The organism is Peptoniphilus senegalensis JC140 (assembly GCF_000321025.1).
Taxonomy (GTDB): domain Bacteria; phylum Bacillota; class Clostridia; order Tissierellales; family Peptoniphilaceae; genus Peptoniphilus_A; species Peptoniphilus_A senegalensis.
The window spans coordinates 116,046-140,349 of record NZ_HE610718.1 but is presented as its reverse complement, the minus strand read 5'-3'; the positions used below and the strand labels follow the sequence as shown (position 1 = coordinate 140,349).

The window sequence follows — 24,304 nt, the reverse complement described above, 5'->3', positions numbered from 1 at the left end:
GCCGGTGGATTTTTATTATGTTTAGATTTATATAATTATTACAAAGTAGAAAAGGTGGAGAACAAAATGTTATCTCCACCTTTTCTACTTTGTAATAATTAAATTGTTTTAAATTTTTTCTCTAGGAGAGTAAGATGTGTGAAGCAAATCGTGAGCTCTTTCTCCATAAGGCTTGCCAAGATAATTTTTATAAATTTCTTTTATCATTGGGTTTTCATGAGATTTTCGGATTTTTTTATTTTTATCAATGTCATAAAGGGCTCTTTGTCTCTTTAGTAAAATTTCTTCATGACCATGATGATAAGGTTGACCACCGCCACCGATACAGCCACCGGGACAAGCCATAATTTCTATGGCATCAAAATCATACTTTTTACTTTTTATACCATCTAATAATTTTCGTGCGTTGCCAAGTCCATGAGCTATGCCAACTTTTAAGTTTAAGTCGCCAACTTTAACTTCAGCTTTTCTTATGCCCTTTAGACCTCTAAGTTCGTCAAATTCAATTTTATCTAATTCTTGACCAGTGAGCCATTCACTTGCAGTTCTTATAGCGGCTTCTATTACGCCACCAGTTGTGCCAAAAATTGTTCCTGCGCCAGAAGATTCGCCCATTAACTCATCAAAATCACTTTCTTCAAGCCCGTTGAAATCTATTCCGTAAAGTTTTATCATTCGTCCAAGTTCTCTAGTTGAAAGAACATAATCCACGTCGCGAATATCTTTTGTGCCAAGTTCTGATCTTGCAGCTTCAGCTTTTTTTGCTGTGCAAGGCATTACTGAAACCATGACAATGTCCTTGGCTGGTATTCCCGTTTTATTTGAGTAATAAGTTTTTACCATGGAACCCATCATAATTTGTGGGGACTTGCAGCTTGAAGGTATGTCTAACATATCGGGATAATTCATTTCGATAAATCTAACCCAAGCAGGGCAACATGATGTCAAAATAGGAAGAGTCTTGTTGTTTTTTATTCTATCAACAAGTTCGCTTGCTTCTTCCATAACTGTTAAATCGGCAGAAAAGTCTGTGTCAAAGACTACATCAAAGCCAAGTTTTCTAAGGGCTGTGACAAGTTTTCCACTTGTAACTTCGCCAGCTTCCATGTCAAAGAGTTCTCCTATGGCAACTCTAATTGATGGTGCGACTTGAACTACTACGTGTTTCTTTGGATTTTTTATGGCATTAAAGACTTTTGCCGTTGCATCAATTTCTACTATTGCACCAGTTGGACAAACTGCCACACATTGTCCGCAGAAGGTACAAGAACTTTCGGCAAGGGGAATGTTAAAGGCAGGGGCAACTATGGCATCAAAGCCACGATTTAATCCACTGAGAGTGCCAACAGTTTGAACTTCGTTACACATTGTTTCACATCTTCTACACATTACACATTTATTTGGATTTCTATAGATGGAGTTTGAAGATGAGTCTACTTTGTGCTGCATTCTTTCGCCCTTGTAGGCAATTTCTCTTATGCCCATTTTTTCTGCTAAGGCTTGAAGTTCACAGTTTAAGTTTTTAGGACACACTAGACAGTCCTTTGGATGATTGGAAAGAAGAAGCTCTAGGTTAATTTTTCTTGCTTCAACTGCCTTTGGAGTATCTGTCTTTACTATCATTCCTTCACTTATTTCTTCTGAGCAAGCTGTGCAAAGTTTTGGTCTTCCCACAACTTCTACCATGCAAATTCGACAGCTTGAAGGTTTGTTTTCATAATTAAAGTTAGGAAGTTTCATATGACAAAGTGTAGGGATGTCTATGCCAATTTCTTTTGCAGCGTCTAATATTGTCGTGCCTTCCTTAACTTTTAATTTTTTATCATTAATAACACAATTTATCATAATTCACCTCTATTTAGGTTCCACAACTGCACCTACAGGACATGTCTTAAAGCAAGTTCCACAGGCTATGCACTTGTCTTCATCAATTTCATGCTTTTCTTTTGGTTTTCCAGATATACATTTTACAGGGCATTCCCTTGCACATCTGTGACAACCAATGCACTCATCTTTATTTATCTTATAGGACCTTTTGATTTGATGTCTTGCATATTTTAAGTATTCTTCAGGGAAATATTTCATAGTAGATAGAATTGGATTAGGTGCAGTTTGTCCAAGTCCACAGGCAGCTGAATTAATTACGTTGTGACATAAGTCTTCGATTTTTTGAAGGTCTTCTTCAGAGCCCTTATCATCCAAAAGTTTTTTTAGCATTTCCAGAAGTCTCTTTGTCCCAACTCTACAAGGTGTGCATTTGCCGCAGGACTCATCTTGAGTAAATTCAAGATAAAATTTTGCAATCTCAACCATGTCATTGTCTTCGTCCATGACAATCAGTCCACCGGACCCCATCATTGCACCAATTTCTTTTAAGTTTTCATAATCAATTGGCGTGTCAATATTTTCTTTAGTAATCATTCCACCAGAAGGGCCACCAATTTGTACTGCCTTAAACTTTTTGCCGTCAGTAATACCACCACCGATGTCATAGACAATTTCACGAATAGTTATGCCCATAGGCACTTCAACGAGTCCAACATTGTTTACCTTGCCAGCTAGGGCAAAGACCTTTGTGCCCTTAGATTTTTCTGTTCCCATGGAAGTGAACCAGTCAGTTCCACGCAAAATAATTTTTGGAATATTTGCATAAGTTTCTACATTATTTACAGTTGTTGGCTTACCCCTATAACCCTTTACACTTGGGAAAGGTGGTTTTCTAGTAGGTTCGCCTCTCTTACCTTCAACAGAGTGGATGAGGGCAGTTTCTTCGCCACAGACAAAGGCTCCGGCGCCATACCTAATTTCAATATCAAAATCAAAGCCTGAATTAAAAATATTTTTCCCCAAGAAACCATACTTTCTAGCTTGAGAAATTGCTGTCTTTAGTCTGTGAATAGCTAAAGGATATTCTGCTCTAATGTAAACAACTCCATGATTTGCACAAGTTGCATAGCCGCCAATAGTCATTGCTTCAACAATAGAGTTTGGGTCTCCCTCCAAAATACTTCTATCCATAAAGGCACCAGGGTCTCCTTCATCAGCGTTGCAGAAAATATATTTTTCATGACCTGGAGAATTATATGTATTTTGCCACTTGATGCCAGTAGGAAAACCACCACCGCCACGACCACGTAGTCCAGATGCTTTTATAATGTCAATTACTTCTTGTGGGGTCATCTCAGTTAAAACTTTTAAAAGAGCTTGATAGCCATCATAGGAAATGTAGTCATCAATATTTTCTGGGTCAATCTTGCCACAATTTTTTAGGGCGACACGAGTTTGTTTGCCATAAAAGCTCATTTCTTTTTGATTGTAAATTGGCTCTTTATTTTTTGGGTTTTTGTAGAGAAGTCTTTTGACAGGTCTGCCATGAAGAATGTGCTCTGCCACAATTTCATTTACATCATCTGGACTTACATGAGTGTAAAAGACATTGTCAGGCTCAACTTTTACAATGGGGCCTTCTCCACAAAAGCCAAAGCAACCAGTTATCATTGCCTCAACATCTCTGATTTTATATTTCTCAATTGCCTTGTCAAAATTCTCCTTAATCAAATCACTTCTTGCAGAGACACAACCAGTTCCCTTGCAAATAAGTATTTGTAATCTCAAATTATTCATGTGACACCTCTTTTTCGTACTCGAGGGTTTGACTCTTCATAGAAGCAACATTTAAAATAAAATCTTTAATGGAGTCTGTGTTAAGGGAGTTGCTCTTCACATTTGCACAGACGTTAAATTTTATTTCAATGTTAAACTTTTCTTTTTGATTTGGATCGTCTTTAAATAAAAATTTGCAGTTTCGCATACCCTTTTCGCGGACAAAACTTTTTAAGTCGTCAAAAACTTTTTCGATTTCTATATATTTTTCTGTTTCGTTTCCAGTTATAAAAATTTCTATAATATCATCGTCTTGCATTTCGCCAATATCTCTCAAAATAGTTTGATGATGCCTTGACTCTTTTATAGAAATAAGTTTTTCCAAGGAATCTATTTTTGTCATAATTACCTCCTTTGAATTTAAAGTTTTTCTATTTAGTCGCTTCTTCTAGTTCTTTTCTGTGAGAAGCTATTATGTCTTTTACATCTTCAACTTCAACATGACCATAAATTTTGTCATTTATACGGACTACTGGACCAATGCCACAAGCACCAAGGCATCTAATGGAATTGACATTGAAGAGACCGTCTTCACTTAATCCATCGCCGTCTACATTTAATTCATCCTTAAAAGCCTTCATAATTTCTTCGGAACCCTTTACAAAGCAAGCTGTACCTAAACATACGTCGACTCTAAATTTTCCCATTTTCTTTTCGTTGAAAAAGGAATAAAAAGTTACTATGCCATTTATTCTGCTTGCAGGGAGATCAGTAAGTCTTGCTATATAAACTTGAAGATCCTTTGGTAGGTAACCAAAAATATCTTGAGCGTAATGAAGAATACTAATAATATTGTTTTCCTTATTATCAAAAGTATCTATGTAGTCTTTTAAACTCTTTAAGAGAGCATTATCTAAGCCCATAGTTTTTAACTTCATATCTACCACCTCTTATTTCATTGTAATACAATGAAAAGGTTTTATCAAAGGAAAGGGGATATTTTTTAAAAATAATACAATAATATACTTAAAGGTGGATGAGAAATTTAAAAATTGGCAAGAAAAAAAAGGAGCCTAAGCTCCTTAAATTTTATGATTTTCTATTAATTATTCTGTTGCGAAGTTGTCGAAGTAGCCTTGGATTAAAATTACTGGAGTTCCCTTGTCGCCAGAGCCACTTGTTAGGTCGCAAAGACTTCCAAGTAAGTCAGTAATTCTTCTTGGAGTTGTTCCAAGAGTTTCATCAGTTCCAACTAAATCTTTATTTTTGTGATTTATTTTTTCTTTCATTGCAGCAGTTGCTTCTTCAGTGTTCATATCTTTAAGGTCAGTGTCTGCAATATATTTTATTTTAAGTTCGCTAGGTGTGCCAGCAAGTCCCTTTGTGTGAGCAGGGGAAACTACTGGGTCAGCAAGTTCCCAAATTTTTCCTACTGGATCTTTGAAAGCACCGTCGCCATAAATCATTACTTCGATTTCTTTATTGTACTTGTCAACTAATTTCTTTTGAACAGCATTTACAAATTCTTCTCCATCTCTTGGGAATAACTTTAATTTTGATTCAGAAGCGAAGTTTGAACCAAGTAGACCAAATTCTTCGTTGTAACCACTGCCATTAATTGATTCATTTAGAATATCGTCAAGACCAAGAACAACTTTTGCACCTTCATCTTTTAAAAGTCTCTTGATTGAAAATCTTGTATGAGTTGAACCAATAAGAACTTCATCAGTGTAATTTAAAATTGTCTTAGGGTCATTTGAGAAGTGGATTTCACAGTTGCCGCCACAAATTTCTTTGTAAAGAGTAACGTAGTCAATTCCTGTGAATTCGTGCTTAACAACTTCGCCAAAAATTCTTCTATAATCTTTTTCTTCTAACACATCAGTGAAAGGATTAATCTTTGCTTCGTAAATAAGATTTGGATCCATTAACGAATTTCCAACTTCATCGGAAGGGTAGGAGAATAGAAAATGGATTTTCTTTCCTGATTTTGCAATTCCTCTTAAAATTGTTGAAAATCTGTTACGGCTAAGAATAGGGAATACAATTCCAATTTCTCCGTCGTATTTCTTATTAATATCTTCTGCTATATCATCTACAGTTACATAATTGTTTTGAGCTCTAGCAACAAGAGATTCAGTTACAGCAACTACATCTCTGTCTTTCATAGAAATATTTTCAGATTCAAGAGCCTTACTTAGGGAATCAACGACGATATCAACTAAATTGTCTCCACTTTTTACAATCGGTGTACGAATTCCACGTACTACTGTTCCAATGTATCTTTGCATAATTCCTCCTACATTTAATAACATTAAAATAAATTACTTTTTTACTTCAAAATTATACACGAAGACTTTTGAAATGTAAAATATTTTTTTAAAAAAATTTTTTAAATATTTTAATGCGTTTTTTAAAAATATTAATAATGTTGGAAAATTTCAGAAAATTAACAAATCCACTGTACAATTGTAACCACTTTGTAATATAATTATTAGAGATTAGAGAAAGGTGTAAGTATGATTAAATTTGAAAATGTATTTAAGGAATACAACAACGGCGTTACTGCGCTTTCAAATGTAAGTATTGAAATACCTAGAGGCGATTTTGTATTTTTAGTTGGGCCATCTGGCGCTGGCAAATCTACTATGATAAAACTTTTGATTAGAGAAGAAAAAGTAAATCGTGGAAAAATTTTTATTGGCGACAATGACATAACAAAATTTTCTAAATATATGATACCTAAGCTTAGGAGAAATATTTCAGTTGTCTTCCAAGACTACAGATTATTAGAAAAAAAGACTGTCTATGAAAATGTGGCATTTGCCCTTGAAATTCTTGGAGAGTCAAAAAAAGAAATAAATGAAAAAGTTGACTATGCCCTTGATCTTGTCAATTTAACTGACAAGAAGAAGGACTATCCATCAGAGCTTTCTGGTGGAGAGTCACAAAGAGTTTCCATTGCAAGGGCAATAGTAAATAAGGCGCCTTACCTTGTTTGCGACGAGCCAACAGGAAATCTTGATGAGTCCACTGCTTGGGACATTATGAGTGCTTTAAAAAATATTAATGACGATGGAAAGACTGTTATTATGGCTACTCACGCAGTAAATATTGTAGATAAATTTAATAAGAGAGTTGTCACTCTAGAGGAAGGACGAATCATATCTGATGTTAAAGAGGGAGGTTACTATGAAAGTAATACGCCAATTCTTTAATGTTTTGAAAGAATCTTTTTCTGGCATCTGGAGAAATAAGACAATGTCTTTTACTTCTATAATTTCCATTTCTGCCATGCTAACACTCTTTGGAGTTGTCATGCTAATGATTTTAAACTTAAATGGAATTGTCTACCAAACTGGAGAAAAGTTAGATAAAGTTGTATTTTTCTTAAAAGACGAGGCAAGTCCTAGTGATGTTAATGCCTTTATTGATGAACTTCACAGCAATGAAAAGGTCAAAAAAGTTTCCTACGTTTCAAGAGATGAAGCTTTAAAGGAATTTAAGGAAGGTTTTGGAGAAAATTCTGAAATTCTTGAAAACATTCCAGGTGGAAACCCTCTTCCAGCTTCAGTAACTGTTGAAATGAAAGAATTGTCTTATGGCAAGGAAGTCGAAGAATCTTACAAGGATCTTCCAATTGTTGAAGACCATAATTATTATTACGATTTCGTCACTCAAATGATGAAAGTTCAAAATGGAGTAAAATATGTTGGGGCAGGTATTGTGCTTATACTTGTGCTTGTGTCTGTACTCATTATCCACAACACTATTAAAATTTCCATTTCAAATCGAAGAAAAGAGATTAATATTATGAAGTATGTTGGTGCTACTAACACATATATTAGAGGGCCTTTCTTGATAGATGGAATTATTTTTGGTGCTTTAGGTGCTCTTATTGCAGGTTTTATAACTATAAAACTATATGAAATTTTATTTGATAGGTTAAATCCTCAGCTTTACGATATTACTAATGTAGATTTGATACCCGCCTTGTCTATAAGGATGGATATGTATATAATATTTGTATGTATTGGTGTTGGAATAGGCTTCTTTGGAAGTTTGTTTTCAACTAAGAAATTTTTGGATGTGTAGGTGAATTGAGAGAATGTATAGTAAGAAAAAATTTCTTGCTCTATGCCTTGCAGCACTTATGACAGTGCCAACTGGCGCTCTTGCCAAGTCTTCAAAGTCTTTGACTATTGAAAAAAATAAGAAGAAGCAAGAGCAAACACAGTTAAATAAAAAAATCAAGGAGCAGAAGACTAATATTTCAAACACAGAAACTGAAAAAAAATCAGTCAATGGCGAAATTGAAAGTTTAGACGCAAAGATTCAAGTTGCTTCTGCCAAAATTTCATCATTACAAGGTGAAATTTCAAAATTAAATGCTGACATAGATGAAAATCAAAAGAAATTAGAAGAAGCGCAAGTTAATTTATCAGAAAATACTGATGCACTTCGCATGAGACTTAGAGAGATGTACAAAAGAGGTAATGTAAATTATCTTGAAGTTATTTTAAATTCAAGGGACATCGAAGAATTACTTAGAAATAATGAAATTATCTCTTCTATAGCAAAGGCTGATAGGGAATTAATCGAGTATATAAAAGAACAAATAGATACAATAAATGACGCTAAAGAGAGACTCCAAATTGACAGAGCAAAGGTATCTGCAAATAAGGCTGCTGTTGAAAATGAAAGGGCAACTTATCAAGCGGCAGTTAATGCAAAAAATGAATATATGAAAGTTTTAGAGTCAAATTTAGATTTATATAAAGCTGAATTTGAAAAAGCTCAGGCAAATTGGGAAAGTTTGGATTCAGAAATAGCAAGACTTCAAAAGGAAATTGCCGAGCAAAAGAAAGCTGAAGAAGCTGCTAGAAGAGCAACAAGAGTTCACAGTAATATTTCCGTATCCTCTGGGCCTAGAGATGGTCAAAAGTATACTTGGCCAGTTCCAGGACATTATTCTATCTCTTCTCCTTATGGATATAGAGTTCATCCAATATTAGGATATTCAAAATTCCATTCTGGAATAGACATACCTGCACCAATAGGAACACCTATAGTTGCTGCAAAATCTGGTACAGTTATTATGGCAAAGCTTATGAGCGGTTATGGAAATGTGGTAATGGTTGATCATGGAGAAACTGTTACAGTCTATGCTCACTGTTCAGCAGTAAATGTAAATGTTGGCGATTCTGTAAAGGAAGGCGATGTAGTTGCCTTTATTGGCTCAACAGGGCTTTCTACTGGACCGCATTTGCACTTTGAAGTGAGAGTTAATGGAGCTACTGTAAATCCAGTGGGATATGTTTAATGAAAAATAATAAATTTTTAAAAATCTTAGCAGTTGTACTTTTAGTAATTACAACTGCTTTTGTTACTAGAATATTAACTGTAAGAGAAGTTCTATCTTCCAATGAAAATTTTGGAAAGGTAATTGTATTAGAAAAATATTTGAAAGAGAATTATCTTTACAACAAAGATATTAAAGATAAAAATTTAGAGTCGGGTCTTTTGAAGGGACTTGTAGCAGGATTGGGAGACCCTTATTCACAATACTTAACTAATGATGAGATGAAAAAATTATCTGAAACAACAACTGGAAAGTTTCAAGGTATTGGGGTTATAATTTCTCCTGACGAAGACGGGACTGTAACTGTAGTTTCTCCAATAAAGGGTTCGCCAGCTGATAGGGCTGGAGTTGAATCTGGAGATAAAATTTTAAAAATCAACGGCAAAGATTTTTCTGCAGAAAAAATTGATGAGGCATCAAAGGAAATGAGGGGCGAAAGAGGAACTACTGTTAAGATTTTGCTTCTCAAAAAGAAAAATTTGAAGACAGAAGAAGTTGAAATAAAGAGAGAAGAAATTAAAATTGACTCTGTAATTAAAAATAAAATTGGAGACATTGGCTACATTGGCATAACAATGTTTGATGAAGAAACTGGAAAGGACTTTGTAAAGGCTTTAAAGGAACTTACAAGGGAAGGTGTAAAGGGAATAATCCTCGACATGAGAGGAAATCCTGGTGGAGTTGTTGATGCTGCCGTTGAAATTGGCGATGCAATTCTTCCAAAGTCCACTTTTGTAACATTAAAAGACAACAAGGGAGAAGTGGTTCAAGATTATAAATTAGATGACTCTTACAATGACATCAAAATGGTTGTATTAGTCAACGAAGGCTCAGCTTCTGCATCAGAAATTTTATCAGGAGCCATAAGAGACCTTGACCGAGCAAAAATTATTGGAAAGAAAACTTATGGCAAGGGCGTAGTACAAAATGTAATGGCACTACCTGAGGGCGATGGACTAAAACTAACCACTTCAGAATACTTTACTCCAAGTGGCAAGTCCATAAATAAGAAGGGAATAGAGCCGGACATTGAAGTTGATCTCCCAGAAGATATTAAGGGAATTGGAATTGACTATAAGGACACAGACACTCAACTTCAAAAGGCAATTGAAATTATAAATGAAAAGTAAAATTAGCAGCTCTCGGGCTGCTTTTTTAATAACCATTAAAAATTTGCAAAAAAAATCTACTGATAAAAATCAGTAGATAACTTTGGAGGCGACAACCGGATTTGAACCGGTGATAAGGGTGTTGCAGACCCGTGCCTTACCACTTGGCTATGTCGCCATAACAACATTAGTATAGCAGAGAAAGATAAAAATTTCAAGATAAAAATTACAATAAATTCAGTTATGTAAAAATTTTTTGAAAACCTTGAAAACAAAATACTTTTAATATTTTTTCTGCTAAGCTATGATTAATATAAGAATTTAATTTATTGGAGGATAAAATGAAATTACTTATACTAATTGACAATAAGAATGCTATTGCCAAGGATGGCAAACAAATTTTATTCATAGATGATGACCTTCACATGTTTAGAGATTATACAAATAATAATATTATTGTCATGGGTAGAACTACTTTTGATGAAATTGGAAGACAGCTTCCCAATAGAATTTCCGTAGTGTTTACTCGCTCTGATAGAAAAGATAAAAAGGATTTATACTATGTGGATTCAATAGAAAAGCTAGAAGAGATTATAAGAAAATCCCCAGACAAGGAAGTTTTTGTAATCGGTGGAGCAGAAATTGTAAAACTTTTGTGGAACAGGCTTGACGAGTTAATTGTTACAAGAGTTGACACAGTAGTTGAAGGGGCGGATACCTTTATTCCTGAATTTGATGATTTTAAATTAGTTGATAAAACTGAAATATCAGATCCAAATTATAAAGTTTATCACGAGAAATGGAAGAGAGTAAAATGAAAATATTAGTTGTTGAAGATGAAAAAAAACTTTTAGAGTCCATAAGAGAAGGCTTGGAGCACTCAGGTTATGTGGTTGACACTGCACTTGACGGAGAAGAGGGGTCTTTTATGGCATTTACAAATGATTATGATTTAATTATTTTAGACATAAATTTGCCAAAAAAAGATGGCTTTGAAATTTTACGAGAAATTCGTGAAGAGAATAGCCAAGTTAATATTATTATGCTCACAGCACTTTCTGATGTTGACGATAGGGTAAAGGGCTTTGATCTTGGCGCTAACGATTATGTCCTAAAGCCTTTTCACTTTGAGGAGATAAAGGCAAGAATCAGGTCACTTCTTAGGAGACAAACTACAATAAAAGATGCAGTAATAGAAACAAGTGGCATAAGCTTTGATACAGCAAAGAGGACTTTTAAGTTTGCTGGAGAGGAGTTAAAGCTCACGCAAAAGGAAGCTGGAATTTTGGAATATTTATTTTTCAACTTGGGAAGATATGTGACAACAGAAGAACTAATGGAACACGTCTGGAATGACGAGGTTGATTTATTTTCCAATGTGGTAAGAGTCCACATGTCTGCTCTTAGGAAGAAATTAAAGACAAGGCTTGGCAAAAATATTATAAGAAACGAAATTGGAAAGGGCTACATTATTGATGAAGAAAATTAAAAATGTTAAGAACACAATAGTCTTCAAGCTAATTTTTTCAATAATTTTAATTTTTATAATAATGACTGCGACTTCAAATTACATCATAGGCAAGTATCAAGAGAAGAGAATTTTAGATATTGGCGAAAAAATTGTGCAGGAAGAAGAAAAAAAGGGCAGCGATTATTTTATCGTTCTGGAAGATTCAAAATTAAAATCAACGAGAGAGATAAAAAATTTTTCCCTATTAGTAATTACAGCAACAATTGCCCTTGGCTCTTTAGTCTATTACTTATTAGTTTCAAGACTTTTAAAGCCATTAAAGATACTAAAGGATAGAGTCCAAGAGATTGATGTGGACAATATAAAGAGTGAAGAAAATATCTATATGCCAGGGGAATCCCAAGAGATTGAGGAACTTTCACTTGCTTTTGAAAAATCCCTAGATAAAATCTATTCAAGCTACGCCAGAGAAAAGTCACTTTCCTCAGCCATTGCCCACGAGTTAAACACTCCAATTTCCATAATGAAGTCCTCTTTAGAAATTTATCTAATGAAAAATGACCTTGCTGATGGGGAATTCAAAGACCTCTTAGAAAATTTTGACGAAAATATAGATAGAATTTCAAAAATAATTGAATCTCTTTTGTTTTTAAATAGGAGAGAAAATGCAGTTTTAAGTGACTTTAATATAAGGGAAGTTGTGGATGAAATTGTCTTTGATTTGGAAGACTTGGCAGAAGAAAAAAATGTAAAAATTATGTCAAGTGTTGATGATAAAATTATTTATTCCAGCGACATTTTATTAGAGAGAGCCATTTATAACCTTGGGAAAAATGGAATAATTTACAATAAAGATGGTGGAAGCCTTAGTTTTGACTTTAGGGAAGATGAGAAAAATTATTTTATTGAAGTAAGAGACACTGGCTGTGGCATCAGTGACGAGGAGAAAGTTAAAGTTTTTGATTTGTTTTATAGAGTTGATGAGTCAAGAGACAGAAAAAGTGGCGGCTATGGAATTGGTTTAAATCTAGTGAAGAACATCCTGAAAAAATTAAAAGGCGACATAAAAATTATGGACAACAAAAATGAAAAGGGTGAAATTATTGGGACAGTTTTTGAAATAATTTTGCCGAAACTAAAAGAAGAGACTAAGTGAAGTCTCTTTTTTAGTTAATTTCATTTATAAGTTTTTTTGAATTTAATGGGAAAAGTCTATAAAAAGGATGGGATCTTATGCTTTTTATTTTAATTGGTCCAAAAAGTCTAGAGTCAACAGAAGCTCCAGGATTTCTGTTGTCGCCAAGGACAAATAATTCATCCTCTTGGACTTTAAATTCCCTTGTAGGAGATAGGGTGTAGGGTTTTTCCTTAAAATATTTTTCTTCCAAAAGTTCTCCGTCAATATATATTGAGCCATCGTAAATTTCAACCTTTTCTCCGGGCAGTCCAACAATTCTTTTGATTAGCATTTTATTTTCAGAAGTGGACTTAAAGACAACAATGTCGCCTCTCCTGAAATCTTTTTTAAACCTATAAAGGGAAGAGGACAAGATTATGTCATTGGGTTTCAATGTTGGATACATTGAAGTTTGCTGAACCCTAACTATATTAAAGAGAAAAGTTCTTATTATAAGGGCAAGTATAATTGCAATAACTATAATTTTTATGTAAGATAAATCTTTTTTCATCACAACCTCCTTTTTTATTATAGCATTAAGCAGAATTTGAAAAAATAGGATTTTTTCGTGTTATAATGTTTTTGGTGAAATTATGATTATTTTAAGAAATATTAAAGTTCCCTATGACAAGGACGAAAAATTTTTGCGAGGAAAAATAGAAAAAGAATTAAATAAAAAAGATTTTGACTATAAAATTTACAAAAAGTCTCTAGATGCTAGGCGTGAAATTAATTACGTCTATCAAGTTTTAGTAGATTTAGATTTGAAAGACATTGACAAAAAAGTTGTAAAAAGGCTAAAGAATAATATTGATGAATTTCAGGAAGAAAAGCTTGAAGTTAAAAATATTAATGATATAAAAACTGCAGTGGTAGTTGGAAGTGGACCTGCAGGACTTTTTGCTGCCTATTTACTTTCAAAAGAGGGAGTAAAGGTAACCTTAATTGAAAGGGGCAAGGCAGTGGATGAAAGAGTTAAGGATATTGATGCTCTTCATGAGAATGGAAGGCTAGATGAAAATTCCAATGTGCAATTTGGCGAAGGTGGGGCAGGAACTTTTTCTGACGGCAAACTTACTTCTCGCTCAAAGGACAAGAGAGTTTCCCATATATTTGACATCTTCGTGGAAAATGGCGCACCAGAAGATATTTTATACGAGCAAAAGCCACACATAGGAACAGATATTTTGCGTGACGTGATAAAAAATATGAGACGTGAAATTGAAAGTCATGGTGCAATTTATAAATTTAATGAAAAACTTTTAGATTTTGACATAGAAGATAAAAAAATAAATAAAATAATAACAGACAAGGGAGAATATGTTGCCGATGCCTACATCTTGGCTCTTGGAAACTCTGCGAGAGATACTTTTTCTATGCTTGATAAATATAATTTACTTGAGCAAAAGCCCTTTGCAGTTGGCTTTAGAATTGAGCACAAGAGAAAAGACATTGAGAAGGCACAGTATGGCATGATTTCAGATAAACTTCCTGCTGCAACTTATCAGCTTAATGTTACAGATAAAAATGAAGCACACTCTGTCTACACTTTTTGTATGTGTCCAGGTGGCTATGTTGTAAACTCATCTTCAATAGATGGAAAGCTTGCTGTAAATGGCATGTCCTATCACGATAGGTCTGGCGACAATTCAAATTCAGCAGTAGTTGCAAGTATTGATGAGAAAATTTTTGGTCAAGGAAACTTAGCTGGCATGAATTTTCAAGATGAAATTGAAAAAAAAGCCTATGAAATTGGAAAGGGCAAGGCACCAGTGCAAAGAGTTAAAGACTTTTTGGAAAATAGAGTGACGGAAAAACTTGGAGAAGTTAGACCAACTTTTAAGCCAGGATATGTTTTTGCCGACTTAAATGAAATTTATCCAGAATCTATTAATCGGGCAATAAAAAATGCCCTAAGGGTTATGGATAAAAGAGTTCATGGATTTTGTAGTGATGATGCAATCTTAACGGGAGTTGAGACGAGGACATCTTCGCCAGTTAGGATTGTGAGAGAAAATTATAGAAGTATAAGATTGGAGAATTTATTTCCAATAGGAGAAGGCGCAGGTTATTCTGGAGGAATAATTTCTTCTGCCCTTGACGGACTTAAATGTGCCATAGAAATTTTGGAAGGAGACAAAAAATGTTAAATATAGTATTTTATGAACCAGAAATCCCCTTTAACACAGGTGCAATTGCAAGAACTTGTGGACTTACTCATACGAGACTTCATCTTATAAAGCCTCTTGGGTTTGAAGTTGATGACAGGCATTTAAAGAGGGCAGGACTTGATTATTGGCACCTTGTAGACATAAATTATTATGATTCCTATGATGAGCTTGTGGAAAAATATCCTGACAGCAATTTCTATCTTGCAAGTACCAAGGCGAAGAAGAGATATTCTGATGTGAAATTTAAGGATGGCGACTTCATAGTCTTTGGTCCAGAAACTCGTGGTTTGCCAGAAAATTTAATTTTTGAGAATTATGATATGGCAATAAGAATTCCCATGTTAAAGGATTATGGCAGGAGTTTAAACTTGTCAAACTCTGCAAATATTATTTTGTTCGAAGCTTTGAGGCAACTTGACTTTTTAGATTTGGAATAATTTTTTAGAGAAATAATTTTAAATAAGGAAGGGTTAGCGTGAAGGAAGTAAAAATCTCCGTAAGAAATTTAATAGAATTCGTAAAGAGATCTGGCGACATCGACAGGAGATTTTTTTCCAACAAAAGGGCTGTCGAGGGCATAAGAGCACACCAAAAAGTCCAAAGGGAATACTCCAAAGATTTTTTGACAGAAGTTTTTTTGAGGACCACAGAAGAAATTGAAGACATAAATTTTACTGTGGAAGGTCGTGCCGATGGCATTGAAGTTTCGGAGGAAGTCACAGTTGATGAAATAAAATCAACTACAAGGGACTTGGAAGATCTTGAAAAAGAAGAAAACATAATGCACTGGGCACAGGCAAAGTGCTACGCCTATATTTATGCCAAAAACAATGATTTAGACAGCATAAATGTCATGCTAACCTACTTCCAACTTGAAACAGAAGAAACTTTAAATATAAAAAAGACTTTTTCCTTTGGAGAACTTCGAGATTTTTTCATGGGAACTTTAATGGAGTATTTGGAGTTTTCCAAGAGAATTGTCCAGTGGAAAGATACAAGGGATGAGTCAATAAAAAAATTAAAATTCCCCTTTAAAAAGTTTAGAAAGGGTCAAAGAGAGCTTTCTGTTGCAGTTTATAACACCATTGAAGATGAAAATAAATTATTTGTAGAAGCACCAACGGGCATTGGGAAGTCGATTTCTACGATTTTCCCAACAATTAAAGCAATGGGAGAAGATAAAATTGACAAGGCCTTTTATCTCGTGGCAAGGTCTACGGGAAAGCAAGCTGCAAAAGATGCGCTGGAAAGACTTTTAAATAAAAAATTAAAACTAAAAATTACAATTGTTACGGCAAAGGAGAAAATTTGCTTAAATGACAAAGTTTCCTGCAATCCCAAGGACTGTCCCTATGCCAAGGGACATTTTGACAGAGTCAACGATGCAATCATAGACATATTTGATTCCTGCGACAATTTTTCCAGAGAAAATATTGAAAAATTTGCAAGACTTCACATGGTCTGCCCCTTTGAATATCAATTAGATTTATTGGACTTTTCGGACTTTATTGTCTGCGACTACAATTACATATTTGATCCAACAGTTTATTTAAAAAGATTTTTTGAAAACACAATGCTAAAGTTTAGTCTTTTAGTTGACGAGAGCCACAACCTTCTGGAGAGGGGCAGGGAAATGTACTCGGCAGAAGTTTTTATAGGAGATTTGGAAAAACTTTTAGAGCTTCTTCCCAAGAAGAGAAAGGCAAGCAGAAAACATCTCATAAGTGCCATTGAAGAATTTAAAAATTTGGGAGATAAAACATACTATACTTATGATTCTTTTTTAAGATTTAATGGAGAAGTGGAAAAGTTAGTTTTTTCAATGAATGACTTTTTGATCAAGGACAAAGAAGTAGATGGATATGAAGAAACCCTTGATATTTATTTTAAAGTTTTTAAGTACATAAAAATTTTGGAATACTACAATAAGGACTTCGTCTCCATAAAGAGTGATGACTCTGTAAAGATTAAATCCCTAGATATTGCACCAATTTTTGAAAATATCTTGAGGACGCCAAGATCTTCTGTATTTTTCTCAGCAACCCTAAGTCCAATAAAATATTACGGCAAGCTCCTTGGAGCAGATGAAAAGACAAACTATTACAAGATAAAATCGCCCTTTGACCCAGATAATTTAGTTGTACTTAGGAATAATAAGATTTCTACAGTTTATAGGGACAGGGAAAATTCTATTGATGAAATAATTGACAATCTTAAAAACTTTTCCAATGATGATGGAAATTATATTTTCTTCTTCCCATCATATTCCTTTATGGAAAGTGTCTACGAAAAATATATTGAAATAGACGATAAGGCTGTAAAACAAGATAGGGAAATGACAGAAAGTGAGCGCCAAGAATTTTTAAATAATTTTACCTTTTCTTCTAGTACAAGGGCTTTTGCAGTCATGGGAGGAGTTTTTTCTGAGGGCATAGACTTAATTGGCGAGAGATTAAGAGGGGTCGCTATAATAACTGTGGGCCTACCTGGACTTTCTTATGAGAGAAATATTTTAAAAAGCCACTTTCAAAAAAAGTACAAGAGAGGTTATGAGTACGCCTACATCTATCCTGGCATGATAAAAGTTGTGCAGTCAGCGGGAAGAGTTATAAGAACAGAAGATGATAAGGGGAAAATTCTTTTAATGGATAAGAGATTTTCCCTTGAACCTTACAACTTTTTACTACCAAGTCACTGGAGGATTTATGACTTTATGGACTCAGTTGAAATTAATGAAATCTTAAAAAAATTTGATGAAGAGAAAAATAATTAAAATTACAGAAATTTATTATTGACAAAAACAACTCAGTAACTGCTAGAAATTGTAATTTTATAATTATTAATAATCAGACAGTTTAGCAGGACAATTGTGTTATACTATAATAAAGTTATTATATAAATCAAAAAAAGTAGGGAATAATATGAAAAACAAGGGGCTAAAAATTGCTTTAATTACTTGGATAATAGTTGTACTTATAAGAAAATTTGTAGAATTAAATATAATTTATGAAGTCGTAATATGGTTCGCTATTTATTTTGTTTTATCTAAGTTATCCGATAAGTTAATGGGGAGTAAATCAGTTAAATAATTTATATAAAACAAAAGAAAGATAAGCTTTTACAAAGAAAAGATTATTGAAACATATAAGGGGATTTCGTAAAAAGGAGATTTTATAGTGAATTTAGATAGGGGAAAAATTCTAGAAAAAATTGGATATGCAGTAATAGTTTCTTTTCTTATTTTTATTTTTTTGGCATCAATTAAATTTAAAGAAATTTCAGACTCTTTTTTAGTATTTAGGTCTCTTTTAAATCCTATTTCCATTTTTATTGGATTTAGTTGTTTCTTTGGTATTCATGTTAGGGATTTTTTTAGAGATTTAATCAAGGGAATAAAAGAAATAAAAGTAAAAGACTTAATTTTATTTTTAAAATATGTTTTTATTTATCAGGGAATTATTATTTTAACAACAAATTTAGATGCTCTACAAGAAATGGGTAATGGTTCGACTAGCTTTATTGATTTATATGTAAGCATTACTATGATATTATTTGTCTTATTTGAAGAATACATCTTTAGATATTTAGTCCAAAGAAAATTAATGAATCTCACAAGTGACTATGGGATACTATTTATGGCAATAGTTTTTGGACTATTTCATTATGGAAAATATAAATCAGGTTTTTTATTTGGTATTGCAGTAGGAATTATTTACGCAATAAGAGAAAATATCGCCTATACCGTAATAATTCACTATTTTTTAAATTCAATTGTATCCTTGAGGATTGCAGTATTTTTTCAAAATCTTTTTACGGCAAATAATATTGAATTAGCAGAGATAAATAAGACAACAGGATTTATAAGTTTACTCTTGGGAGTTATTTTAATTATTGGACAGTTTTTATTAAATAAAGATTTTGTAGCTACTTTTAGTCAAAGGGAAAGGAAAATTCTTAAAAAAATAGTGCAAGAAATTAAATATTTGCCTGAGCTTATAAAGACATTCCCTCTTAATATAGGGCTTCTTTTTAGATTTTTTATTTTCCTGCAAAAATATATTTGAAATTTTAATCTTTTTAGCATAAAAAGTTATAGATTTGTTAGAAAATTTCCAATGGGATAAATTGCACAAAAAATAGATAAAAATATCATAAATTGCTTTACAAATGGGGATTTATGTGATAGTATTACTTAGTAAATTAGAAGGAGCCAAAGGCGGCTCTTTTTTTTAGCACTGGAGGTGTTTTTATGGCAGATAGAGTAGTACTTGAATGCACACAATGTAAAAACAGAAATTATGTGACATATAAGAACAAGAAAAATACTACTGAAAGATTGGAACTAAAGAAGTATTGTAAATTCTGTAAAGAGCATACAACTCACAAAGAAACTAAGTAAGGAGGATTTATGGCTACTAAAACTACACCTAAGACTGAAGAAAAAAAAGGCGGTCTAGGTAGATACTTTAGAGGTGTGAAATCTGAATTCAAAAAAGTTGTATGGCCTACTAAGGATACTGTAATCAAATATTCTATAATAGTAATTGTAGCAGTTATATTGTCATCTTTACTACTATTAGCGTATGATAAAATCATAATGTTTTTATTTGGTTTTATCTATTGATTGGAGTGTTTTAGTTGGATACACAAGAACTTAATAGCAATGAAGCTTCAAAATGGTATGTAATACACACTTATTCAGGTTATGAAAAAAAGGTAAAGGCAAATATGGAAGCTATGGTTCACAATCGCAATATGGAAGATGTCATCTTTGACATTAGAATTCCAATGGAAGACTATGTTGAAACTAAGGATGGTGTCTCAAAGGCAAAGGAAAGAAAGATGTTTCCATCTTATGTCCTTGTCAACATGATTATGAATGACGAAACATGGTATCTTGTGAGAAACACAAGAGGAGTTACTGGTTTCGTTGGGCCAGCTTCAAAACCTGTGCCACTTTCTGATGAAGAAGTGTTACTACTTGGAGTAACGGATAATAAAGAATTATTCGATAATTACGAAGTAGGAGAAGTTGTCAAAGTTATAAATGGACCATTCAAAGATTTGGTTGGCAAAATTGACGACTTCAATTATGACAAAGCTAAGGTTAAGGTATGTATCTCAATGTTTGGAAGAGATACAATTGTTGAATTGGATTTCAATCAAATTATTAAAGAGTAAGAAATGTGTGGGAGGGTAAACCCGCATTACCACAAGGAGGAAATAAAATGGCAAAAAAAGTCATAGCATTAGTAAAATTACAAATTCCTGCAGGAAAAGCTACACCAGCTCCACCAGTTGGTACTGCACTAGGACCTCATGGTGTAAACATCATGCAGTTCACAAAGGAATTTAACGCAAAGACTCAAGATCAAGCAGGTATGATTATTCCTGTTGTTCTAACAGTTTATCAAGATCGTTCTTTCACTTTTATCACTAAGACTCCACCAGCTGCAGTTCTTATTAAGAAAGCTCTTAATATGGCTAAGGCAAGTGGTGAACCTAACAAGAAAAAAGTTGGAAAATTGACAAAGGCTCAAGTAGAAGAAATAGCTAAAACAAAGATGCCTGATCTTAACGCAGCAAGCATTGAAGCTGCTATGGAAATGATCGCAGGTACAGCTAGAAGTATGGGTATAGAAGTAGAAAGATAAGTGGGAGGCTAAGCCGCAAGTACCACGAAGGAGGTAAATATGCCAAAAAGAGGTAAAAAATATCAAGATAGCGCAAAGCTAGTAGATAAATCAAATTTATATGATGTAAATGAAGCTCTTGACTTAGTTACAAAAACTGCTAAGGCAAACTTTGACGAAACAGTTGAACTTGCAGTAAGACTTGGTGTTGACCCAAGACACGCTGACCAACAAGTAAGAGGTACTGTAGTTCTTCCTAATGGAACAGGTAAAGAAATTAGAGTTCTTGTTCTTGCTAAAGGAGAAAAAATTAAAGAAGCTGAAGCAGCAGGAGCTGACTACGCAGGTGGAGAAGAATTAGTAGAAAAAATTCAAAACGAAAACTGGTTTGAATTTGATGTAATTATTGCAACTCCAGATATGATGGGCGTAGTTGGTAAAATCGGTAGAGTTCTTGGACCAAAGGGACTTATGCCAAACCCTAAATCAGGAACAGTTACATTTGATGTAGGACAAGCTGTAAAAGAAACTAAAGCAGGTAAAGTTGAATATAGAGTAGACAAAGCTGCAATCATTAATGTTCCAATCGGAAAAGTTTCTTTTGGAGTTGAAAAACTTGCTGAAAACTTTAAGACAATTGCAGATGCTATAATAAAAGCAAAACCAGCAGCTGCAAAGGGTCGTTATTTAAAATCAGTAACAGTTTCATCAACAATGGGTCCTGGAATCAAAGTAAACGGATCAAAATTAATGGAAAAATAAAAACACCTATGACCACAGATTTTTCTTTAAGATCTGTGGTTTTTTACATATTAAAAAATTAAAAAAAATCTCTTGACAAAACAATTAAGACTATATATAATACTAATGTTACTAAGCCGCAGACAGTAGGTGGCAATGCCATAAGTCCTACCGAGGTTTGAAATTCGGATTTATTTGATTTTCACATCTCACGGCGGCGTGAGATTTTTTTATTTTGGGGGTGACAAATTGAAAGAAGAAAAATTACAATCAAAACAAGCCCTAGTAGATGAAATTAAAGGAAAAATAGAGGGTGCACAATCAATTGTACTTGTAAATTACAGAGGTCTAACAGTTGAAGAAGTAACTGAACTTAGAAGTAAGTATAGAGCAGCAAATGTTGACTATAAAGTTTACAAAAACACAATGATGAGACGAGCTTTTGAAGAATTAGGAGTTAATGGTCTTGAAGAATTTTTAAAGGGACCAAGCGCTATTGCATTCGGAATGGAAGATCCAGCATCTGCAGCAAAAATTTCATCTGAGTTTGCAGAAAACCATGATGCATTGGAAATTAAAGCAGGTTATGTTGATGGAAAAGTATTATCACTTTCTGAAATCGACGCTCTTGCTAAATTACCATCTAAGGAAGTTCTTGTTGCTCAAGTTCTTGGTGGCTTGAATGCACCAATCCAAGGATTTGCTAATGTATTAAATGGAACATTATCAGGATTCGCAAGAGTTATTGCACAAATCGCTGATAAAAAGGAAAATGAAGCAGCATAATTGATATGCAAAAAATTAGAATTATAAAAATTACGGAGGAATAAAATGTCAGAAAAAGTACAAAAATTAATTGAAGAAGTTAAAGAACTTACAGTATTAGAATTATCAGAAGTTGTTAAAGCTCTTGAAGAAGAATTCGGAGTATCAGCAGCAGCACCTGCAGCAGTAGCAGCAGCACCAGTAGCAGGAGCAGCAGCACCTGCAGCAGCTGAAGAAAAAACTGAATTTGATGTAATTATCAAAGATGCTGGAGCAGAAAAAGTTAAAGTTATTAAAGTAGTTAAAGACTTAACTGGACTTGGACTTAAAGATGCAAAAGCAGTAGTTGACGGAGCTCCTAAAGCAGTTAAAGAAGGCGTTTCAAAAGACGAAGCTGACGATATCAAAGCTAAACTTGAAGAAGCTGGAGCAACTGTAGAAGTTAAATAATTTAATTCAAATTATAAAAATACTGCCCTCGTGGCAGTTTTTTTCTTGCAATAAAAAACTCGGGGGTTCCCGAGTTTTACTTTATAAAAGTTTAGTGGAACTTATTTTCGCTGGGATCGTGAAATTTTACAACTTCAGCTGGCACTCCAACGGCAGTTGAGTTTGCAGGAATGTCCTTTAAAACAAGAGCACCTGCACCAATTTTTGCCCCATCTCCAATTACAACTGGACCAAGAATTGTTGCACCAGTTCCTATTATAACGTTGTTTCCTACTGTGGGATGTCTCTTCTTTTCTTTTTCATTCCCCGTACCACCAAGAGTTATGTTGTGATACATGTGACAGTTGTCGCCAATTTCTGCAGTTTCTCCTATGACAACAGCCATACCATGATCTATAAATAAATTTTTGCCAATTTTTGCACCAGGATGAATTTCTATGCCTGTTTTCTTGCGAGATTTTTGAGAAATCCATCTAGCAAGAGTGGTGTGGTTTTTTTCGTAAAAGTAGTGGGCAATTCTGTGTCTAATCATGGCAGACACAATGGGATACATAAATATAGCTTCAAATAAGCTTTTGCAGGCAGGGTCTTCTCTTAAAATAAATTTCCCATAGGATTTTAATTCTTCAAAAAAATTATTCATTTTTAAATAAGTCAGTAGACATATACCTTTCTGCAGTGTCAGGAGCAACTGTAACAATGTTGCCGCCGGTTTCTTTTTGCATCTTTAGTGCACCCACTACATTTGCACCAGCAGATATTCCCACTGAAAGTCCTTCTTGGCGAGAAAGTCTTCTTGCCATTTCTATTGCTCCGTCTGATTTTACTGTTATAGTCTTATCAAGAATTTCTTGATTTAAAACTCCAGGAATAAAGTTTGCACCAATTCCTTGAATTTTGTGTCCACCAGCATGACCTTTTGTTATAAGAGGGGATTCATCTGGTTCAAGACCCCAAATTTGTATCTCTTTGTTTTGAGTCTTTAAATATTTTCCAACGCCAGTAACTGTTCCACCAGTGCCAATACCTGCGATGAAACCAGAAATATCTTTTAAGTCTCTATAAATTTCTGGACCAGTAGTTTCTTCGTGAGCAAGAGCATTATATTTATTTTCAAATTGGTTTGGCATGAAGTAATTTCCTGTTGCAACAAGTTCTTTTGCTTTGTCAAGAGCAGCCTGCATTCCACCTTCTCCAGTTAAAATTAAGTTTGCACCAAAGGATGCGATTAAATTTCTTCTTTCAACAGACATTGAAGAAGGCATTACTATATTTACTTTGTAACCAAGAGCACGACCAATCATAGCAATAGCTATGCCAGTGTTGCCACTTGTAGGCTCAACAATTTCCATTCCCTCTTTAAGTGAGCCATCTTTAATAGCACCCTTTATCATGTAAAGAGCAGCTCTATCTTTAATTGAGCCTGCAGGATTAGATTTTTCAACCTTCACAAAAATTTTTCCGGCGCCAATATTTTCTAATTGTACTAATTTTGATTCTCCAACTGTTTCTAATAATTTTGTCATTTTTTCCTCCTAAAACTAAATAAAAAAAGAGAGTATATGAATTCATATACTCTCAAAATCTTTCTTTTTCTTAAAAAATCTTAAAATATTGATTCACATTCAAATAAGTTCTATAAAATTTTTTATAGAACAACAACAGAATGCTTGGCTTGTGAAATTTTTAAAGTTTTTAAAGTTTTTCATTTTTATCGCCTCATAAATATGGGTCATACTATACTATTATTTTTTTGTTTTGTCAAGGAAAAGAAAAATTTTATTATTGGATAGGGTAGAGCACCCATTCGGGCACGCAGGTG

26 protein-coding genes, 1 tRNA gene and 1 other annotated feature are annotated in these 24,304 nt (G+C 33.8%); of the genes, 18 read left to right on the top strand and 9 right to left on the bottom strand.

From position 1 onward, the window contains the following. Nucleotides 1-108 precede the first annotated feature (108 nt). The 5 genes from PTSHG_RS04910 to PTSHG_RS04890 all read right to left on the bottom strand — a co-directional run bounded on the left by PTSHG_RS04910 (nucleotide 109) and on the right by PTSHG_RS04890 (nucleotide 5,894). Nucleotides 109-1,845: an NADH-dependent [FeFe] hydrogenase, group A6 gene (locus tag PTSHG_RS04910; RefSeq protein ID WP_019107775.1), complete on the bottom strand. Its 1,737-nt coding sequence runs from the start codon at nucleotides 1,843-1,845 to the stop codon at nucleotides 109-111. Between the two features lie 9 nt (nucleotides 1,846-1,854). Continuing rightward, the gene (locus PTSHG_RS04905) at nucleotides 1,855-3,624 is read right to left on the bottom strand and encodes an NADH-quinone oxidoreductase subunit NuoF (RefSeq protein WP_019107774.1); all 1,770 of its coding nucleotides are present in this window, start codon (nucleotides 3,622-3,624) and stop codon (nucleotides 1,855-1,857) included. Further along, nucleotides 3,617-4,006 carry a hypothetical protein gene (locus tag PTSHG_RS09780; RefSeq protein ID WP_019107773.1) on the bottom strand — a complete coding sequence of 130 codons (390 nt, stop codon included), beginning with the start codon at nucleotides 4,004-4,006 and terminating at the stop codon, nucleotides 3,617-3,619. The genes PTSHG_RS04905 and PTSHG_RS09780 overlap by 8 nt, the downstream gene beginning before the upstream one ends. A 28-nt stretch (nucleotides 4,007-4,034) precedes the next feature. Beyond that, entirely contained in the window at nucleotides 4,035-4,541 is a 507-nt protein-coding gene (locus tag PTSHG_RS04895) for an NADH-quinone oxidoreductase subunit NuoE family protein (RefSeq protein ID WP_019107772.1), read from the bottom strand. A gap of 168 nt (nucleotides 4,542-4,709) precedes the next feature. Next, nucleotides 4,710-5,894, bottom strand: coding sequence for a coenzyme F420-0:L-glutamate ligase (locus PTSHG_RS04890; RefSeq protein WP_019107771.1), 1,185 nt, complete (start codon nucleotides 5,892-5,894; stop codon nucleotides 4,710-4,712). A 228-nt stretch (nucleotides 5,895-6,122) separates the two neighbouring features. Between PTSHG_RS04890 and ftsE the strand changes: the two genes are divergently transcribed. The 4 genes from ftsE to PTSHG_RS04870 are packed head-to-tail and all read left to right on the top strand — an operon-like array spanning nucleotide 6,123 to nucleotide 10,095. Beyond that, complete coding sequence (gene ftsE / locus PTSHG_RS04885) at nucleotides 6,123-6,821, top strand: cell division ATP-binding protein FtsE (RefSeq protein ID WP_019107770.1); 699 nt, start codon at nucleotides 6,123-6,125, stop codon at nucleotides 6,819-6,821. Continuing rightward, nucleotides 6,796-7,698, top strand: coding sequence for a permease-like cell division protein FtsX (gene ftsX, locus PTSHG_RS04880; protein ID WP_019107769.1), 903 nt, complete (start codon nucleotides 6,796-6,798; stop codon nucleotides 7,696-7,698). Before ftsE ends, ftsX begins: the two co-directional genes overlap by 26 nt. A gap of 13 nt (nucleotides 7,699-7,711) precedes the next feature. Next, a complete protein-coding gene (locus PTSHG_RS10230; protein ID WP_019107768.1) occupies nucleotides 7,712-8,926 on the top strand; it encodes a murein hydrolase activator EnvC family protein in 1,215 nt (404 codons plus the stop codon). Further along, a complete protein-coding gene (locus PTSHG_RS04870) occupies nucleotides 8,926-10,095 on the top strand; it encodes a S41 family peptidase (RefSeq protein ID WP_019107767.1) in 1,170 nt (389 codons plus the stop codon). Before PTSHG_RS10230 ends, PTSHG_RS04870 begins: the two co-directional genes overlap by 1 nt. 83 nt (nucleotides 10,096-10,178) lie before the next feature. On the opposite strand, the gene PTSHG_RS04865 is transcribed toward PTSHG_RS04870, so the two are convergent. Then, nucleotides 10,179-10,252, bottom strand: a tRNA-Cys gene (locus PTSHG_RS04865). A 163-nt stretch (nucleotides 10,253-10,415) separates the two neighbouring features. On the opposite strand from PTSHG_RS04865, the gene PTSHG_RS04860 reads away from it, so the two are divergent. The 3 genes from PTSHG_RS04860 to PTSHG_RS04850 are packed head-to-tail and all read left to right on the top strand — an operon-like array spanning nucleotide 10,416 to nucleotide 12,701. After that, nucleotides 10,416-10,892: a dihydrofolate reductase gene (locus tag PTSHG_RS04860; RefSeq protein WP_019107766.1), complete on the top strand. Its 477-nt coding sequence runs from the start codon at nucleotides 10,416-10,418 to the stop codon at nucleotides 10,890-10,892. Continuing rightward, nucleotides 10,889-11,563, top strand: a complete 675-nt coding sequence (locus PTSHG_RS04855) for a response regulator transcription factor (protein ID WP_019107765.1) — start codon at nucleotides 10,889-10,891, stop codon at nucleotides 11,561-11,563. The genes PTSHG_RS04860 and PTSHG_RS04855 overlap by 4 nt, the downstream gene beginning before the upstream one ends. Further along, a complete protein-coding gene (locus PTSHG_RS04850; RefSeq protein ID WP_019107764.1) occupies nucleotides 11,550-12,701 on the top strand; it encodes a sensor histidine kinase in 1,152 nt (383 codons plus the stop codon). Before PTSHG_RS04855 ends, PTSHG_RS04850 begins: the two co-directional genes overlap by 14 nt. Nucleotides 12,702-12,711: 10 nt before the next feature. On the opposite strand, the gene lepB is transcribed toward PTSHG_RS04850, so the two are convergent. After that, the gene (gene lepB / locus PTSHG_RS04845; protein WP_019107763.1) at nucleotides 12,712-13,233 is read right to left on the bottom strand and encodes a signal peptidase I; all 522 of its coding nucleotides are present in this window, start codon (nucleotides 13,231-13,233) and stop codon (nucleotides 12,712-12,714) included. Nucleotides 13,234-13,315: 82 nt separating this feature from the next. Here lepB and PTSHG_RS04840 point away from each other — a divergent pair, with 82 nt between their 5' ends. The 11 genes from PTSHG_RS04840 to rplL all read left to right on the top strand — a co-directional run bounded on the left by PTSHG_RS04840 (nucleotide 13,316) and on the right by rplL (nucleotide 22,482). Continuing rightward, a complete protein-coding gene (locus tag PTSHG_RS04840; protein WP_019107762.1) occupies nucleotides 13,316-14,872 on the top strand; it encodes an NAD(P)/FAD-dependent oxidoreductase in 1,557 nt (518 codons plus the stop codon). Then, nucleotides 14,866-15,330: a tRNA (cytidine(34)-2'-O)-methyltransferase gene (locus PTSHG_RS04835; RefSeq protein WP_019107761.1), complete on the top strand. Its 465-nt coding sequence runs from the start codon at nucleotides 14,866-14,868 to the stop codon at nucleotides 15,328-15,330. The genes PTSHG_RS04840 and PTSHG_RS04835 overlap by 7 nt, the downstream gene beginning before the upstream one ends. A gap of 38 nt (nucleotides 15,331-15,368) precedes the next feature. Beyond that, on the top strand, nucleotides 15,369-17,666 hold the full coding sequence (locus PTSHG_RS04830) for an ATP-dependent DNA helicase (protein ID WP_019107760.1): 2,298 nt from the start codon (nucleotides 15,369-15,371) through the stop codon (nucleotides 17,664-17,666). A 403-nt stretch (nucleotides 17,667-18,069) separates the two neighbouring features. After that, nucleotides 18,070-18,957, top strand: coding sequence for a CPBP family intramembrane glutamic endopeptidase (locus PTSHG_RS04820; RefSeq protein ID WP_019107758.1), 888 nt, complete (start codon nucleotides 18,070-18,072; stop codon nucleotides 18,955-18,957). Between the two features lie 185 nt (nucleotides 18,958-19,142). Then, nucleotides 19,143-19,292, top strand: a complete 150-nt coding sequence (gene rpmG, locus PTSHG_RS04815; RefSeq protein WP_010242627.1) for a 50S ribosomal protein L33 — start codon at nucleotides 19,143-19,145, stop codon at nucleotides 19,290-19,292. Nucleotides 19,293-19,301: 9 nt separating this feature from the next. Further along, nucleotides 19,302-19,517 (top strand): preprotein translocase subunit SecE, encoded by a 216-nt coding sequence (gene secE / locus PTSHG_RS04810; protein WP_005956279.1) that lies wholly within the window; start codon nucleotides 19,302-19,304, stop codon nucleotides 19,515-19,517. Between the two features lie 14 nt (nucleotides 19,518-19,531). Then, nucleotides 19,532-20,074, top strand: coding sequence for a transcription termination/antitermination protein NusG (gene nusG / locus PTSHG_RS04805; protein ID WP_019107757.1), 543 nt, complete (start codon nucleotides 19,532-19,534; stop codon nucleotides 20,072-20,074). A gap of 47 nt (nucleotides 20,075-20,121) precedes the next feature. After that, nucleotides 20,122-20,547 carry a 50S ribosomal protein L11 gene (gene rplK / locus PTSHG_RS04800; RefSeq protein WP_019107756.1) on the top strand — a complete coding sequence of 142 codons (426 nt, stop codon included), beginning with the start codon at nucleotides 20,122-20,124 and terminating at the stop codon, nucleotides 20,545-20,547. Nucleotides 20,548-20,586: 39 nt separating this feature from the next. Beyond that, entirely contained in the window at nucleotides 20,587-21,288 is a 702-nt protein-coding gene (gene rplA, locus PTSHG_RS04795) for a 50S ribosomal protein L1 (RefSeq protein ID WP_019107755.1), read from the top strand. Between the two features lie 98 nt (nucleotides 21,289-21,386). After that, nucleotides 21,387-21,508, top strand: a sequence feature (ribosomal protein L10 leader region). An 8-nt stretch (nucleotides 21,509-21,516) separates the two neighbouring features. Next, nucleotides 21,517-22,053, top strand: coding sequence for a 50S ribosomal protein L10 (gene rplJ / locus PTSHG_RS04790; RefSeq protein ID WP_019107754.1), 537 nt, complete (start codon nucleotides 21,517-21,519; stop codon nucleotides 22,051-22,053). A 45-nt stretch (nucleotides 22,054-22,098) separates the two neighbouring features. Next, the gene (gene rplL / locus PTSHG_RS04785; protein ID WP_019107753.1) at nucleotides 22,099-22,482 is read left to right on the top strand and encodes a 50S ribosomal protein L7/L12; all 384 of its coding nucleotides are present in this window, start codon (nucleotides 22,099-22,101) and stop codon (nucleotides 22,480-22,482) included. Nucleotides 22,483-22,573: 91 nt separating this feature from the next. Here the strand turns inward: rplL and epsC are convergent, their stop codons facing one another. Continuing rightward, nucleotides 22,574-23,125: a serine O-acetyltransferase EpsC gene (epsC, locus tag PTSHG_RS04780; RefSeq protein WP_019107752.1), complete on the bottom strand. Its 552-nt coding sequence runs from the start codon at nucleotides 23,123-23,125 to the stop codon at nucleotides 22,574-22,576. Continuing rightward, entirely contained in the window at nucleotides 23,118-24,008 is an 891-nt protein-coding gene (gene cysK / locus PTSHG_RS04775) for a cysteine synthase A (RefSeq protein WP_019107751.1), read from the bottom strand. The genes epsC and cysK overlap by 8 nt, the downstream gene beginning before the upstream one ends. Between the last annotated feature and the right edge of the window lie 296 nt (nucleotides 24,009-24,304).